This is a genomic window from Desmonostoc muscorum LEGE 12446 (genome assembly GCF_015207005.2).
GTDB lineage: Bacteria > Cyanobacteriota > Cyanobacteriia > Cyanobacteriales > Nostocaceae > Nostoc > Nostoc muscorum.
In genome coordinates this window covers 6,428,747-6,445,104 of record NZ_JADEXS020000001.1, presented here as the reverse complement: position 1 = coordinate 6,445,104, position 16,358 = coordinate 6,428,747, and the positions used below count along the sequence as shown (strand labels likewise).

The 16,358-nt window shown below is 42.5% G+C and carries 9 protein-coding genes; all 9 read right to left on the bottom strand.

Features of this window, described 5'->3' with window-relative positions; all coding sequences use genetic code 11:
- Window positions 1-2 precede the first annotated feature (2 nt).
- Entirely contained in the window at window positions 3-377 is a 375-nt protein-coding gene (locus IQ276_RS26970) for a hypothetical protein (protein WP_193917380.1), read from the bottom strand.
- 123 nt (window positions 378-500) lie between these two features.
- Window positions 501-2,225, bottom strand: a complete 1,725-nt coding sequence (locus IQ276_RS26965; protein WP_193917382.1) for an ABC1 kinase family protein — start codon at window positions 2,223-2,225, stop codon at window positions 501-503.
- A gap of 378 nt (window positions 2,226-2,603) precedes the next feature.
- The gene (locus IQ276_RS26960; RefSeq protein ID WP_235116011.1) at window positions 2,604-4,169 is read right to left on the bottom strand and encodes a lipopolysaccharide biosynthesis protein; all 1,566 of its coding nucleotides are present in this window, start codon (window positions 4,167-4,169) and stop codon (window positions 2,604-2,606) included.
- 93 nt (window positions 4,170-4,262) lie between these two features.
- Complete coding sequence (locus IQ276_RS26955; protein ID WP_235116010.1) at window positions 4,263-5,453, bottom strand: glycosyltransferase; 1,191 nt, start codon at window positions 5,451-5,453, stop codon at window positions 4,263-4,265.
- Between the two features lie 120 nt (window positions 5,454-5,573).
- Window positions 5,574-6,983, bottom strand: a complete 1,410-nt coding sequence (locus IQ276_RS26950) for an O-antigen ligase family protein (RefSeq protein ID WP_235116346.1) — start codon at window positions 6,981-6,983, stop codon at window positions 5,574-5,576.
- A gap of 168 nt (window positions 6,984-7,151) precedes the next feature.
- A complete protein-coding gene (locus tag IQ276_RS26945) occupies window positions 7,152-9,299 on the bottom strand; it encodes a GumC family protein (RefSeq protein ID WP_193924106.1) in 2,148 nt (715 codons plus the stop codon).
- Between the two features lie 316 nt (window positions 9,300-9,615).
- On the bottom strand, window positions 9,616-10,836 hold the full coding sequence (locus tag IQ276_RS26940; protein ID WP_235116009.1) for a glycosyltransferase family 4 protein: 1,221 nt from the start codon (window positions 10,834-10,836) through the stop codon (window positions 9,616-9,618).
- Between the two features lie 112 nt (window positions 10,837-10,948).
- Window positions 10,949-12,160 (bottom strand): glycosyltransferase, encoded by a 1,212-nt coding sequence (locus tag IQ276_RS26935; RefSeq protein ID WP_193922414.1) that lies wholly within the window; start codon window positions 12,158-12,160, stop codon window positions 10,949-10,951.
- A 988-nt stretch (window positions 12,161-13,148) separates the two neighbouring features.
- Window positions 13,149-15,815 carry a M1 family metallopeptidase gene (locus IQ276_RS26930; RefSeq protein ID WP_235116008.1) on the bottom strand — a complete coding sequence of 889 codons (2,667 nt, stop codon included), beginning with the start codon at window positions 15,813-15,815 and terminating at the stop codon, window positions 13,149-13,151.
- Between the last annotated feature and the right edge of the window lie 543 nt (window positions 15,816-16,358).

Sequence of the window (16,358 nt, the reverse complement as noted above, 5' to 3'; positions counted from 1 at the left end):
CATCATCCCTCGGCATCTAAATCTAGAGATTGCATTCCTTCGCGTTCGATAAAAACGAGCATACTTCCCAATTGCAACCACACTAACAAACAAGTCAGCAGACTAATTGGTAAACCAACTCCTAAAGCTAGCAAGTAAGGAAAGCCAAATATTTCCAAGCCTGAAGACATAAATAAACAAATACCAGCAGTTATGCCCAGAAATGGCACAAATAATTGTTTCAATGGAGAACGCGGTTTAGTATTTTCTGTAGGCTCGCTTGGCCATTTCTGTACAATTACTTTCAAAGTCCCAGATAATGCTATGCCAGATGTTAATGCTGCCAGAAAGCCAGCAATTAAGAGAAAGTAAGGGGGTTGCAAGGGGAAATAGTACATGGAAACTCCTGGTTGATATTAAAAAAAAGAATTCAGAATTCAGAATTCAGAATTCTGAATAAATCAGTGACATAATTCATTCTGAATTCTGACTCCTGACTCCTGAATTCTTATTAAAATTTTTTAGTTTTTAGTTCCTGATTGGTTTCCAACAAAAGATCCAAGGAATGTAGCTTTTGGTAAGATGGCAGCCGCGCCTTCTCTGGATAATTCTGTTAAAATACCGATCGCCACATTTAATAAACGATCTGGTTTTAAGTCATCTTTAACCAGGTTCCACAGGCGTTGGACTTCTTCGGTGTGCAGGCGGTCATCTTCGGTGAGAGCAAGCACTAGCTGTCGCCGGAGAAATTTGCCTTCTTCGGACATCAAATATTGGAATCCCATTTGGGCTGTGGGTACGACATCAAAGTTGCCATCAGTACGAGCGATCATAATTAAGTTTTCTAACCGCTGCCACTGGAATTTACCATCTTTAAATAGCACATTCAATAGTCGTCGCCGCAATGCAGGCGATTCTCCCGTCAGCAATCGCCGTGCTATATATGGATAACCCACCTCGACGATTTTGAAATCCCGGTTGAGCGAGAGAGCAATACCTTCTTGAGTCACCAGGGAACGAATAATTAAAGCAAACTTCGCCGGAACTCGAAAAGGATATTCATACATCAGTTCCGAGAAGTCATCGGTGATCGTTTTGAAGTTAAAATCCCCGACGTTTTTACCGATCGCATTTCCCAACACCGCTTCTAATGCGGGTACAATCGGGCAAATATTTGTGTCTGGAGTCAAAAACCCCAATTTTACAAAGTCTTCGGCTAAATCGGTGTAGTCTTTATTCACCAAATGCACTAGTGCATCTACTAGTGTTTCCTTGGTGGTTTCCTCCAATTGATCCATCATGCCAAAGTCTATGTAAGCCATGCGACCATCGGGCATAGCAAACAAATTACCAGGATGGGGGTCTGCATGGAAGAACCCGTGTTCTAACAACTGTTGCAAACCTGAGGTAACGCCAATTTGGATGATGGTTTCTGGGTCTAAACCTGCTTCCCGGATGCGTTGGGTGTCTGTTAGCTTGAAGCCGTTAATCCATTCCAGGGTTAAAACGTGGGTGTTGGTATAACGCCAGTAAATCCCTGGGACTTTTACCTGCGGGTCGTTATGGAAGTTGCTAGCAAATTTTTCGGCGTTGCGGCCTTCATTAATATAGTCAATTTCTTCAAATAACTTGGTGCCAAACTCGTCCACAATTAAAGTCAGGTCGTGACCCAGATTGAGGGGTAACCAAGGAGCTAGCCAACTCGCCGCCCACCGCATCAAATATAAGTCGCGTGTGAGAACCGGGCGTAAGTTGGGGCGTTGCACTTTGACTGCGACTTCTTCCCCAGTGACCAAACGACCACGGTATACTTGACCCAAGCTAGCCGCAGCTACTGGGTTGGGTGACAGCTCACTAAAACAGTCGTGAATGGGTCGGTCTAGTTCCGTTTCGATAATTTGGTAAGCGATCGCATTATCGAATGGTGGTAACTGGTCTTGCAACTTCACCAGTTCTTCTAAAAAATTTTTACGTATCAGGTCAGGTCTGGTGGAAAGGGCTTGACCAACTTTTATAAAAGTAGGCCCCAGACCTGTGAGCAGTTTTCGCAGGTGGATAGCTCGTTTTACCTGGTTCTGCTCAACTTTATCTTGCCATTCATCCAACTTTATACTGAGTATAAATCCTGCGAAAGACCAGATAATTTTCAGCAATCGCCCCCAGGCTAGCCAGGGACGGTAACCATAGTAGCGAGCGATCGCGTCTGGATTGTAGCGTTCTAGCTGAGCAGGTTGATGCTGACCCACGCCTTTATTTGCCTCTTCAACTCGGAAATTTACACTTTTGCTGCTTTCTCTCCTGACCTGCAAGTTATTTGCATGTACAGGATAGCGATAGTCTCTGATCTAAAACAATTAGAACTTTATCCTTTTCGGATATTGTTCGAGGCAAATTTAGCCTACGTTACTGCTTAGATTTGTTTATCTTTTTCTTAATTATACTTTATAAAACTACAACTACTTATCCAAGTTTCAGATGATTTTATCTTTTCTTAACTATTATTTATAAAAATATAAATATTTACCCATATACACAAATTAGAGAACGATCTCAGGACTTAGTAACCATATTTACTATCAGTTACAGATAGCCACAGTACTATTACAGTCTAAGATTTGATCATTTTAAAATTCAGACAGCCTCAGCCAAGCTTTTAGCTTTCCCTGAATACTTCTACGATGATGGTCTTCTAAAACACTTGTCCACAGTGAAGTTGATAAAACAGCTCCACAAATTACTGCGGTAGTTATAATTACAGCCCATTCTGAAGTTATTCCTAACAGAAACAGACTTTTCTTCGCCAACCAAGACAAGCCCAAACAGCATACCAGGACACTAGCCCATAAACCGACTACCTGACGTAAATAGACGCCAAAGTTGAGACGCAAACGCACCATTGGTCTATAGACTGCATACCAATTGTTCGTCAGCATCTGTGCCAACATTGTTGCTATTGCTACCCCAAGCAACCCCAAAGGTTTAATCAAAACCCAGGTAAATACTAAATTCAGAACACCTGAAGTTAAAGACCAAGGTGCATACTTTTCATCTTCTGTGGCTCGTGAACTTGTTATCAGAATCACATGTTGCGTTTCTAGGGTCAGGATAATACAAAAAATCAACAAGACATCAAGACCAACAAAGTTACCCTTACCCAACCACAATTTGATAAAATCTCCACCTGCCACAATCAAAAATGCAACTCCCGCAGCCACAATTGACAATCCTATGCGTGCATTACGTAAAGTCATTCGGTGAATATCTGCTAAATTTCCGGCTTGCCATGCCTGACTAATAAAAACTGCTGAAGAACCTGCAAAAGCAATAGCAGCTTGAGAAATATTAGCTATCAAATTATAAGTAGCTTGATAACTGGGAATATTTTGAGAACCCTTAAATATCGCAATAAAATAAGTATCGGTGCGTAAAATTAAAAATGCTCCCAAATCAGTTAACCACCAATATAATGAGGGCTTAAATAGTGCCTTGGCATATTGAATATTCCAATTACCCTGAAAAAGCAATAAATTAGGAAAACGCCAACGAATAACAGTGATAAATATCACCCGCTGGATTAAACCAGCAACTACAGAAATTGTTGCCAATGCTAATAATCCACCCCCTAACATGACTGCAATCATGTTACTCAGGATAATTAAAAAATAGGTTAATACTGCAATCAGACCATCCCAACCAACATATCCCATGCCCGCCAGTAGGCAGTCAAAGTAAGATAACCAAACTGCGATCGCGTAACCAGCACACATTAATGTCCAAGCCCAAATTACTTGCTCTTGAGACACTTCATGTAACTGAATTTGACTGATTAAAACGTAACCCAAAATCCACGCTATGAAGAAAACAGCTACTGCCAACCATTGCAAAATTAACCGACCTGTGACTACTAAATCTCCAATATGTTGCTGAGTCTCATCTGTTAATTCTACTTCTGGATCGAAGCCGCTTTTTCCTTTTGCCAAAGCTATATGCCGCGTCAATGTTGGCGTAATTCCCAAAGACAACAACCATAAAAAAGATTGGCTATTACCTAATAAATACCATAGTCCTAGTTCCTCTTTTCCCATAAATCGGAAGAGAGTTGGAGTCAAAACTAAGCCTGAACAAATTATTGACACTCGACTTAGCCAAGAAACACTCACTGCAAAAGCAATTCGTCGAGAAACTGACATAATAATTGGGGAATGGGGAGTGGGGGGTGGGGAATGGGGAAAGTATTAACTGGTTCTTGCTTTGTGAACTCTGGGTCTGGAGTGGTTCGTTAATTAGATATTTTTACAGTGTATTTTTCCAGACTGAAGAATTGTCTGTAAAATGACATTACGGTAAGATATTGCAATAGTATCCCAGCTAAAACGTGAGGCATTCATTGTTGCTTTTTGCAGCCAATCTCCACTCAAGACTTTGGCAATAGCAGCAGCATAATTTTCTATGTCTGTGACATCACATAAAATTCCAGCATCTGCGACCATATAGCGACGCATTTCATCGTCTGTGGTAACTATTGGTAAACCACTAGCCATTGCTTCCAAATAAGAAATAGCACATGGTTCATTAATCGAAGGCAAAGTGAATGCATTGACACTTCGATAAACTTTGGGCATCTGATTACTGGGAAAGATTTTGATGGCAAAGCGATCGCTTCCCAACAACTTTTCGCCTAAGGATTGAAAGTATTCTCGATCTATGCCATCTCCACAAATCAGAAGACTGACTTTTGGTAACAAAGCTACAGCTTTGATTGCCAGTTCAACACGCTTGTGACTGTGACGATTGAGAGAAGCTACGCACAAAACTAGAGGTTTGTTTAAACCCAAGTCTATATGTTCTCCTTCTGGTGTAAAGCGGTTGGTATCTACGCCGTTAGGAATGATGGTGGTAGATTGATCGGGTCGTAAAGTTCGGGCAAAATTCGCCATAGTTTCCGAAAAAACTACGAGATGATCGGGACGAAATCGCAAATTACGTGCAAGCGATCGCCCTTGACTCAGCAATCCAGTATGTTCTGTATAAATAATTGGTGTACCAATCAGGGTACGGACGAAGGCTGCCATCGCTAAGCCTCCATAATCGTTGCAGGGAAAAATTAGGTCAGCAGGGTGTGTGAGTAGTCGAAAAGCACAAGGTAAAAAGCTTGTCAAGTGTTCGATCGCAATATCAGAATGAGTAAAAAAACGTTTCAATAGGGAAGCGATCGCTAAATTATTCAAAATCTGCCGCGCCTGTGTGCGGCCAATACCACCAGCTGGATAGTAAAACTGACTACAGCGATCGCCTGCTAATAATTCCACATCGAAGTAAGTGCTGAGGCGATCGGCAAGTTCTATGGCAAAAATCTCCGAGCCACCACTCCAGTTAACTCCCGCACTCGGATGCACTAAAACCACTCGATAGGATCGTTGATGTTGTGCTGTCATCTGGGGGCGATCGTCAGTATCAATCAAGCGCTGAATCATAAAAGGTTCATTTATAGCAAGGGAGTGGGGAGTGGGGAGTGGGGACTGGGAATTGGGGACTGGGAATTGGGGATTGATTATTAATTCTTATCTCTGACTCCTTCATCTTCCTCATCCCCCTCATCCCCCCATCTCCCTCATCTCCCCCACTCCCCACTCCCAATTCCAACCAGCAACTGCAAACAGAGTCCACCAGTAGAAAAAGAAAGTTGTGTGACTCCAAATATTCTCACTAATCATGCCGACAACCACAGCTGCAAGGATAGCTAACAATACTCGACACAGGTCTTGCTGAGCGCTAGTAGAGGAAGTCCGCCCAAGTAACTCAATCAAATGTGTAGCTTGAAGACCAAGAAAGAATAGAAAAGCTAAAAGCCCAAAGATTCCGCCTTCTGCTAACGCTCGGACATAATCATTGTGGGCGTAGTTATTGTAAATAGTTAAATAGCGGCTACTCGCCAGACCATATCCCAAAATAGGTGACTGTTCCCAAGCCTGTATAAGTAAAGACCACTGAGCAAGCCGCCAGTTAAAACTATTGCCGTCTCCGTGTGACAAAATGATTGCCCGCGATATATCTAAATCTGGATTTAACAGGGGTGTTTGAGTTAGAGAAGTGAGGCGTTGTTGCCCAAATTCGGTGCTGCCAAATAAGACTATAACTACCGCAAATAAAAATACCCCACCAATCAGATTAATCAGGCTCAATCTTGGCGCAATCAAAACCATAATCAAAATACCCAGCATCATCAAGCTAAACAAAGTTTTAGTATTCACATAGAAAAAGCCGAGTACACCAAGCAATATTAGCCAAGGCCAACGCCGCTGGGACTGATTAACTTTCCAATAAGTTAAACCAATGAACAGCAACAAAAAAGTTGCGAAGGTATTGGACAGACCAAGAGTGCCATTAATTCGGGAAATTTCTCCAGAGATTGGGTCTTTGGTAGCTTGGAGTATGGCTGGTAGCAGCGAAACGGGAACAAGCATCTGGATTGTTGCTACCGTCAGGGGCAAGATGAGAGCAAAAAATAATGCAGAAATAATCTTTTGGGGATGGATTCGGTCTTGCAGTTGCATCACCAGCAAGTAGACCATCAGCCAAGAAAAAAGACGTACCCACTCGCGGATGCTGTCTAGGAAAGCACCACCATCTAACCCCTGTTCTTCCAAAGGTATGAGTATTACTCCTAAACCCTGGAGAGCTACCCAACCTGCAAATAACCACCAAAACTTATCAGTACGTACTATTCGACCAGTTAGTAATGTGACTGCGACATAAAGTAAAGTTAGGACATCTACAGCAATGGCGAATAGGGAAGGGATTTGGTAAGCAGAGAAAGGATCGAGGGCACTACGCAAGATTAATAATCCGAGTACGGTTTGCTCGAATCTGGCAAAGAATAAGAAAACTACCGCTATTGCGCCCACCACCAACCCCAGATAAAGAGGCTCAAATGCTGTGAGTGAGCCAATCCCCACACCTATCAACCCAATCCTCAGTATCATCGAGCGTTGATTAGTCAATATCTTCATACCATTTCACGAAATACCTGATACAGATATATAGATATAGGTGGGGGCGTACAGCTGTACGCCCCTACAGCAGATTTCAAGGAAAGCAACATATGGTTGGGCTAAGACGCGATGAATCGCGTCTCTACAAATGATCTATTTTCTGAATTTTCTTGCATATCATCACTTCGACTTCAAACCGTTTGCAGAATTGACGGTATCCCTTGGAGGAGTTGAATGTTTCAGAGGACGCGATAAATAGCTGTAAGATTTTTCAGTTTGAGATGTCATGCCATTGATTACTACTCCGAGAATTGGTATTTGATTTTGTGTGAGTTCTGATACTGCTTTTTTCAGGATATCTTTGAGGGTAAAACTAGGACGTGTAATCAACACAACGCCATTGGTATAGCGCCCCAAGGTAGCTGCATCAGCACTGACACTCAGAGGTGGAGTATCTATGATTACAAAGTCATAATGTTCTATAGCATCTGCTATTAGCGACTTCATCGCCTCCGACTCTAGTAACTGTGAGGGGCGTGGGTGTAGTTCGCCACAAGTCAGCACCGAAAGGTTTTCAATATCTCTAATTTGCACGGTATCTAGTAGCGATCGCTCTTTAGCGATCGCATCGCTAAGCCCTGGTTCGGCAGGTAAGTTAAACAGGTTGTGCTGCATCGGCCGATGTAAATCAGCATCCACAATCAAGGTTCGTCGAGATAACATCGCACAAACAGCAGCTAGGTGCGAGACAACTACTGATTTACCTTCCCCAGATTTAGTACTAGTAATCACAATACTCCGCAATTTTTTAGAACTGCGAAACTCTAGCGTCTTGAGCAACATTCGGTAAGGCTCAACCAAAGCAATATCGTCTAAAAATCCTTCTGCTGGTTGCAGGTTGAGGGCTTTGGTAGGCAGGGACGGTAATGTGCCCAACAAGGGAATTTTTGGCAGTATTTCCTCGGTTTCGGAAGTATCGTGGATGGTATTGTCTGTTGCTTCCAAAAGCAACACTACACCAACAGCTAAGATACTTCCCAATACAGTAGCTAGCCCTAATACTAGATAAGGTTTGGGGTAGGTGGGAGAAGTTGGTGGTTTAGCCTCTTCGATAATTCGGATATTGCCAACTAATTGGGCTTCAGCAATCCGCGCTTCTTCGAGTTTAGTTTGCAGCAACTTTAAAGATGCGGCTGCTTCTTCTCGTTGGCGAGTCAGTACAGTCAGGGGTTGTTGTTGAATTGGCAGTTGTGCTAAACGAGTCTGGAGATTAGCTTTTAAAGATTGAACAGCTTTGAGCTTATTTTCCACTGCCAAGCGTTCAATCTCATTTCCAATCAGTTCCGAAGTCAGATCCTGACTCAGAGGATCGGATGCAACATGATTCGGGGAAATAGCTGGATTTCGAGGCGAAAGGCGAGCTAGTTCCCGATTGTACAAGGTACTCAGAGCTTGCTGTTGTTGTAGGAGCAATATCAAACTTGGATGGTTCTCTGTGAAGCGCAAACGCACAGTAGCTATCTGAGTTTGCAAATCTGCCAACTTGGTGCGTAACTTCTGGAGTTGTTCATCTTGACCACCGCGTACAGATGCATAAGCATTGGTGAGGTTTCTAGTAGTAGTAATTTTCCGTAAGGATGCATCACGCGATCGCGTTTCTTGGAGTTGGGCAACTAAAGTCCGCTCCTCGTCTTCTAAAGTGGCTAAACTATCAACTAAACTTTTGCTTTGGTCAGCAAAAGAGATCAGACCACTGGCTTGTTTATATCTGTTTTCCATAGCCTCTGCTTGTTGCAGCCGCTGACGGGCGAAAGGCACCTCTTTTTGCAAAAATTTCCTGACATTTGCAGCTTCTTTGCGGATTTGTTCGGCACTTTCCTCAACCATTGTTTGGGAAACAGCGTTGACAAGTTTAGCAGCCAGAATTGGGTCTTGGGCTTGATAGCTGATAACCAAGATATTCGTCGCTGGGACAAGTTTCACTCGCAAACCTTTACTAAATTTCTTAGTTGTCAACTTGCTTTGAGAAACAGGAAAAACCTTAGCCAGCGATCGCTCTAAAATAGGTAGTGATTTGACTAATTCTGCCTGCTCAGCTAATGGACTAGGGCCACCAGGTACACCCACAGGTACCTGTGTGAGGTCGCGTCCCAACTCAGAAATACTCACCCGTTTGTCATCCAATATCAATTGTGCTGATGCTCGATACAAACTTGGAGCCAATACTAAGTAGGCTACCGCTCCCCCAATTACAGCAACAAACATCGCCAAAGCCGGCAAACTTCGCCGCTTCAAAACCACTACTAAAGATGAAACGCTTTTCTCCATTACATATACCTTTGTGTCATTGGGCATTGGGCATTGGCATGGGGCATGGGGCATTGGGCATTAGACCTGCCTTAAAAATAGGGACTGGGGACTGGGGATTGGGGACTGGGAAAGAGATATTTTCATTCTTTCCTTGTGAGTGCAACTCATGAAGTCTCTTGCAAAAGTCCCCTAACACCCCACCCCGCTCTTCGGGAGGGGAGACTTTGACGTAAGTCAAAGGCGGGGTGGGGTTCTTTTTTTTGATTTATGCAAGAAGTCTATTGGTTATTTCTCCCCCTACCTCCCCTACTCCCTCATCCCCCTCATCCCCTCCTCATCCCCGCGTCCCCGCGTCAGAGCGTCTCCCCGTCCCCGCGTCAGTCGTCACCCGTGACAGAACACTAGGCTCCGATACCCCTACTGGCTCAGAGGAATTCAGAATAGTTGTGTATAGTTTTAAGGTTTCAGAAGTAATGTGATCCCAACTGTAGTTAAACTGCACGTATGTTTGTGCATTTTTAGCCATTGCCGCCATTTCAGTTAGATGATTAATCGCCCAATTTAGGGAATGTACGCAAGAGTCTACGTTTCCAGCTCTAAAAAGCATCCCCCGATTATCATTAATCAATTGCTGGTGCGGTGGAATGTTACTCGCCAGCACCGGTATACCTTCCCGCATCGCTTCTAACATTGCCAAAGGTAGTCCTTCCACGTCAGAAGGAAGGACAAACAACCCCGCCCCCCGGACAATTTCCCAAAGACGAGTTCTTTGGAGTTCGCCTGCAAATACGATATCTCGATGATTGGCAACCTTTTCTAATAGCTTGGCACTGAAAGATTTAGTATCGCTGACACCTCCAGCCAGAACGAGTTTCCATCCAGTTGGTTTCAATGCACAAAAAGCGTCAATGAGCAAGTCGGGACGCTTTTCCGGTACAAGTCTGCCTAAAAACAGAATGTAGCGCCCTGGTGTCAAACCCAAAGAGGTAACGTAGGAAAATTTGGGGTCTGAAGCACCGTAGCTAGCGGGAGCGCTGGGGATGTAGACTGTTTCTCGATTATAGGTTTCCAGAAAGTAAGATTTTAGGTCTTTTGACACCACAACTAGCCCTTGGGCAAAGCGCACAGCTGCTTTTTCGCCCAAAAGAATTAGCTGACTAGAAAAATTACCCCACTTGGCGCGTTGCCAGTCTAAGCCGTGACAGGTAACTACAACCTTTGTAGAGCTAGCAATTCTGGGTAAACAAGTAAATAGAGATGGGCCTAAAGCCTGAAAATGAACAATATCATATTGCTGACCACAAGCAGCGATCGCTCCCAGTGCCGAGGTCATAAAAGCATCAACCCCACGCAAACCCCAACTGGGTAAGGAGATGACTCGCACACCCCAAAAGTCATAATGGTCAAACCAAGGAGAATTTGTATTAGAAGACCGAGCGAATAAATCAACACAGTGTCCTTGTTCGATTATCCGAGGATACACTTCTGCACAATAATGCTCAATTCCTCCTTGTTTGGGAGGTAAACCTTTCACACCAATGACGGCTATTTTCATGGCAATGAGTTATTTTTTGAAAAAAAATGTTTGTTTGAGTCATAACAAGTTGAAAAATAAATGCAACATCAGGTGATCCTCAATCCAAAATCCAAAATCCAAAATCGTATTATCAACTAACTGAATAACCTGCTAACTTCCAACGACTTAGCATTTTGCTGTAAACATCCTCGATAACAGTGTGAGCGCTATAAGGCTTTGCAGTCGCCACACAGGAAGCACTTGGATAATTTTCCGGATGCAGTATTACTTGGCGTAAGGCATCTGCCACACATTCTGGTGTACGTTGTTTACAAACAACACCATTGTCAGCAGCTAACAATTTTGGGGTTTCACCACATCTAGTGGTGACTACTGGTATCCCACTAGCCAGCGCTTCCAAAACTACCAAAGGTAGACCTTCGTAAGCACTACATAGGACAAAAACATCGCATATCCGATGTAATTTCGCCAGTTCTTCTATACCAATTGCCCCCAACATTGTCACCCGACCAGATAATCCCAACCGAGCAATTTCCTCACATATTTCTGTCGCTAACTCTCCATCACCTGCTATCAGTAAATGACTCTGCGGTTGATTTAAAGCAGCGAACCCACGGACTAACAGTAGGGGATCTTTTTGCGGATGCAAACGACCCGCAAATAAAATAAAACGTGTTTCGTCATCCAAACCCAACCTGATAGTTAGTTCCCGTCGAGAAGCTTGCCGTTGTAAATGACTCAAAGGATAAAAAATTTGACCATCAAAGGAATTTTTGATGTATGCAACGCGATTTTTTAAATCAGGATAACGCCGTTGATAAAATTGTGTTGCATCAGTATTGCATGAAAGAATTTCGCTAAATTGGCGAATTAGTAAACTTTCCAGAGCGAAATATCCTGCGGGAAATCTTCGCCAGAGAATCGCCTTTTGCTCACCCACAGTTTGCATCTGTGTGTGAATATCATTATGGACAAACAAAGTTTTTTCTCCCTGCCAATTCCAAGCTGCCAAACTTGGTTCTAGCCGATGAAAGTGCATAAAATCTGAGGACAAATAACGCCCTAAAAGGGCAGCCGTATACTTGATTGTGGTGGGAATTAGACTTCTAACGTTATCATTTTTCAAGCAAAATAGAGGTAAAAAACTAATTTCTCTACCTGCGATTTCTGCTGCTTGCCACTTTTGAGTAGGCTGAAAGTTATCATCTCCTGTTCCTACAAGCCGCACCTCAAATTCTTTGGGTGCGTATTTGATAAACATTTTGATTAATGTCTGAATTCCGCCTATACTACTGTTCCAAGGATTAAATTGATAAAAAATCGTCAGAACTGGTTTACGCATGGAGTCAACCCTACACAACTTGCGTGCAAACACTCAGATATATTTCCACATTCAACAATGTGAATTAGATCAGCAAAATAGCTCTCAAATCTTTGTCAAGTAACCTTCCTTAGCTGATTCCCACAGATGCTTGAATATCTTCAAACATCTAAATGTCAAAGAAGGTTAGTCCAACGCAATCGGCTGTGTTACCCTTTGGGATTGACGAAGAGGACTTGTAGTCAGATATCGCACCTTTTACAGCCAAAAAAGCTAATTTATCGAGAATTTTCTCAATAAAATATCTCAATTGACACTAAATGTGCATTTTGAATTTAGGAATTATTTCTAAATAAACCTTTCGGCTTTGATTCGTCAAACTCACGTTCAATAAACACAGAGGTAATCTTTGTTGTATCTACATCGAAACTTAATTACCTCTTCAATTTGTTGTATTTCTAAAGATAGATACTTAGCTGAAAAATAAAATTTCTATGTGTCCATAATAACTCTAACAATTCTAAATCATTAGTGAAGTACAAGATCCCCGACTTTTCAAAGAAGTCGGATATCTATGATTTTCAATTCTCACAAATCAAATAGGATTGCTATATCAAAATAACTGATACAAATACATGGGTAGGGGCGTACAGCTGTACGCCCCTACGACAGATGTGGTTTTTCAATAACCCATATTTGGTATTTTCTGTCAATAGGTAAGTCCTGACTTTATCAGAAATCTATTGGTAATTTATAATTCAATACGGTTCAGTTAAGGATAATTGTAGGTTGGGTTGAACAGAGTGAAACCCAACAAATGCTCGAAAATGTTGGGTTTCGTTGCTCAACCCAACCTACGCAAATTTATTTTTACGGCTTAACTGAACCGTATTGATTTATAATTAAACACAACAAAAATTAGCTATTTGGTTATTAATAATTTTCCAAAAATCATTACGAATTACCAAATAGCTACTGCTAATTAGGCTAGTTTTTTGATAATTTAGTGTTACTTAGATTTAGCCTCCAAGTTTTCTAAACGACTTCTCAATTCCTGATTTTGTTGTTTGAGTTGGTCGAATTCTTCACGCAATTGGCGCAGTGTTTTTTCGGAACCAATATTATTTTGCACCTTGGAAATTTCTTCTTCAGCATAGCGACGCACACGCCCATCAGATGTTTGTTCAGCTAGCGATCGCAAAATTCCAATTGCTTTGGATGTTTCCATTTGTCCTAATGCTGTGGCTACTGACACTTGCGTTAAAAAGAAGGTTTCTTTGGCTAGTTCTGTTAATCTTTCTAAAATCCGTTCTAAATTAACCGGACTTTGACCAACAGAAATCTGCCCTAAAGCGCGAATTGCAGCTAAACGCAAAGGTTGTGGTACACCGAGTTTCGTGTATTCTATCAGCAGATTTAAAGCTGCTTCAGAGGTTTTGAATTCAGCTAAACCAACAACTGCACCACTCCGCACGACTTCATTCCAACCCGCCTTTTCCTCTAAAACCGATTTCAGCAGCTTTAATGCCTTGTCTTCCTTGGGTTTTTCTTGGAAGTTAGCAGACGCTATTGCACCTAGCACCCGACAGGCTGCGGCTTCCACATAGTAGCTGGGATCGCCTTTCTGTACTAGTTCTTTGACAGCCTTATAACTTTCGTTAGTTTTGATTTGAGCAAGTGATTCGACTACAGCACGTCGCACGTAAGCATCTCGATCCTTCAACCCCACAACTAAGCCGTCAAATGCTTGGTCTAAATTAACTTGCGTTAATTGTTTCGCTACTTGCACCCGCACACACCATAAGGGGTCATTTTTTAATGCCCCAGACAGTGCAATGGTAGCTTCTAATCCACCTTTTTTCGCTAAAGCTTCCGCTGCATAGATACGGGAAATTGGATCGGGATCAAATTCTAACTGTGCTTTTAATTCTGGTAGTGGATACTCCAAAGATACTGTTTTAAGATAATTATTCCCAACATCAAAACTGATATATTGGGGTTTGTTTTCTAGTGGAAAGTAGAAACTTTGTTCGCGTTCATTCACGCGCACCGTGAAAGTTTTGAGTGCTGTTAGCGGTAGCGGGGCGTTTAACCCTTGCCCAGTGCTGAGTTTAGAATTATTTTTAACTCCTAACTCCTCACTCCTAACTCCTTGTTGTTGGGTATAACCAAAACCAATAGGAATTTTTAAATCAAACAAATCCTTACTGCCATTTTTACCGTCAGCCGCTTGGGTTTGAGTGACTGTAATTTTTGCCAAATTAGCATCCCCATCCCAAGAGTAAGCTATGTTAAATTCGGGATGACCACCACGATAAACGTACTGGTCGAAGAGGAACAAAAGATTACGTCCGGTTGCTTTTTCAATTGCTCTGAGTAAGTCTACGGTTTCTACAGTTTTGTGGGCATGATCTTGGATAAATGTTTGAATTGCTTGCCAAAACAAATCATCTCCCAATTGGGCGCGAATCATGTGATAGACACAAGATCCTTTTTCGTAGATGTGGCGATCGAAAAGTTCAATCGGTTCCCGGTAAACATTTGTTACCATCGGCCGACGGTAGCGGCTGCTATCTTCACTCAGGTAGCGACGAGCCTCTAATAAGCGATAGTAAGCTGCTTCTTGGAGACTATATTCATGTTCTGTCCACATCACCTCAGAGTAAGAAGCCATCCCTTCCTTAATCCAAGCATGAGACCAATGCTTAATCACCACCAAATCACCAAACCACTGATGCGCGAGTTCGTGGACAACCAAACCCTCGGTGTTGCGATTATCTAAGGCCGCCCGTTCGTCCAGCAAGCATTTATCTGTTAACAGGGTTGTGGAAGTGTTTTCCATTCCGCCAAAGATAAAGTCATCGACGCAAACTTGGGCGTATTTCGGAAAAGGGTATTGATAACCATACTTTTGGCTCAAAAATTCGATCATCCGGGGAGTTTTGCCCATGCTGCGTTTAGCATCTTCCTCCCGTCCCTTTTCTGCGTAGTAAGTGACTGGTTTGCCTTTCCACTCATCGCGGATTTCCGCAAAATCACCTACTGCCAAAGTCATCAAGTAATTGGGATGAACTTGTTGCTGTGACCAATGGTAAATTTTGTAGTTACCATCTTCTGTGGTGTTAATCAATTCGCCGTTGGAAATTGCCACCAGAGGATTGGGGACACGAACGCGAATTTCCGAAGTCGAGAGTTGTCCTGGATAGTCAAAGCAGGGGAACCAAAAACGAGAGTCTTCGTCTTCTCCCTGAGTCCAGACTTGGGTTGGCTTGTTTGGGTAATGTTTGTCTGGTTGAATAAAGTAAATACCGCGTTGTGGTTTAGTTACCGAGTAGGCGATCGCAATCAGCAAGCGTTTACCAATCTGAGTGCTTTGAGAAAGTTGAATCGAAAGCTGTTCGCCATCATAGTCAAAATTTTGTGACACCTCGTCTACCTGCACAGACTCGATATTCAGGTTGACAGCATCTAAAGTCAAACGGTCAATACCATTACGAATTGGCAACAGGCGAATGCTACAACTACCCTGACAGATTTGCCCAGGAATATCTAAGCTCAGATCTAGAAAAATATGCTCTACTTGCCCGGGGCGATCGGGGCTGTAGTGGGGTTTTGCTCCTGGTAACTCAAAAGGTTTGTGTCCATTATTATCTGTATCAAAATAAGACTGCGACATTGATGCTTACTGACCTTGTAATCCTGAAAAGTCTGGCTTGGCTGGATGTTGTTAAGCAAAATAGCGGTGTCTGACCTTTTTCCCAAATCAATAGGGTAATATCAGGGTGACAACTCCCTTTCGGGATCGGGGGATTGAAATTAATCTCACCCGAATTTCCTAAAGTCGGCTACCGATCCTTGGACTTTTGTCCATATCTGTTCCGCATTCACTTTTCTTGATGTTTTGCACTTTTTTGTCATCAAGTCAAGAGTCTCTTGCACCTCGATAGATTGTCATTAAGTACAAATACTCCTAATTATTCTTATAACTTAGGATAACTTGTCGGTGTGAATTGGGCTATTTTGTTTGAGATGAATAGGATATCATTTGCGGATTCGCTCCTCATCTGATTGAAGTATTTTTGAGACTAATTTTAAACCGCTAATTTGTAGGATTACTAATTTTATCAGTAAATACTGACTGGAGTTGAGACTAAATGCAGGATCGCTGAATATAAGGCAACTGGAATTACACAGCAAAAATATGAGAGGGTCAATTGCC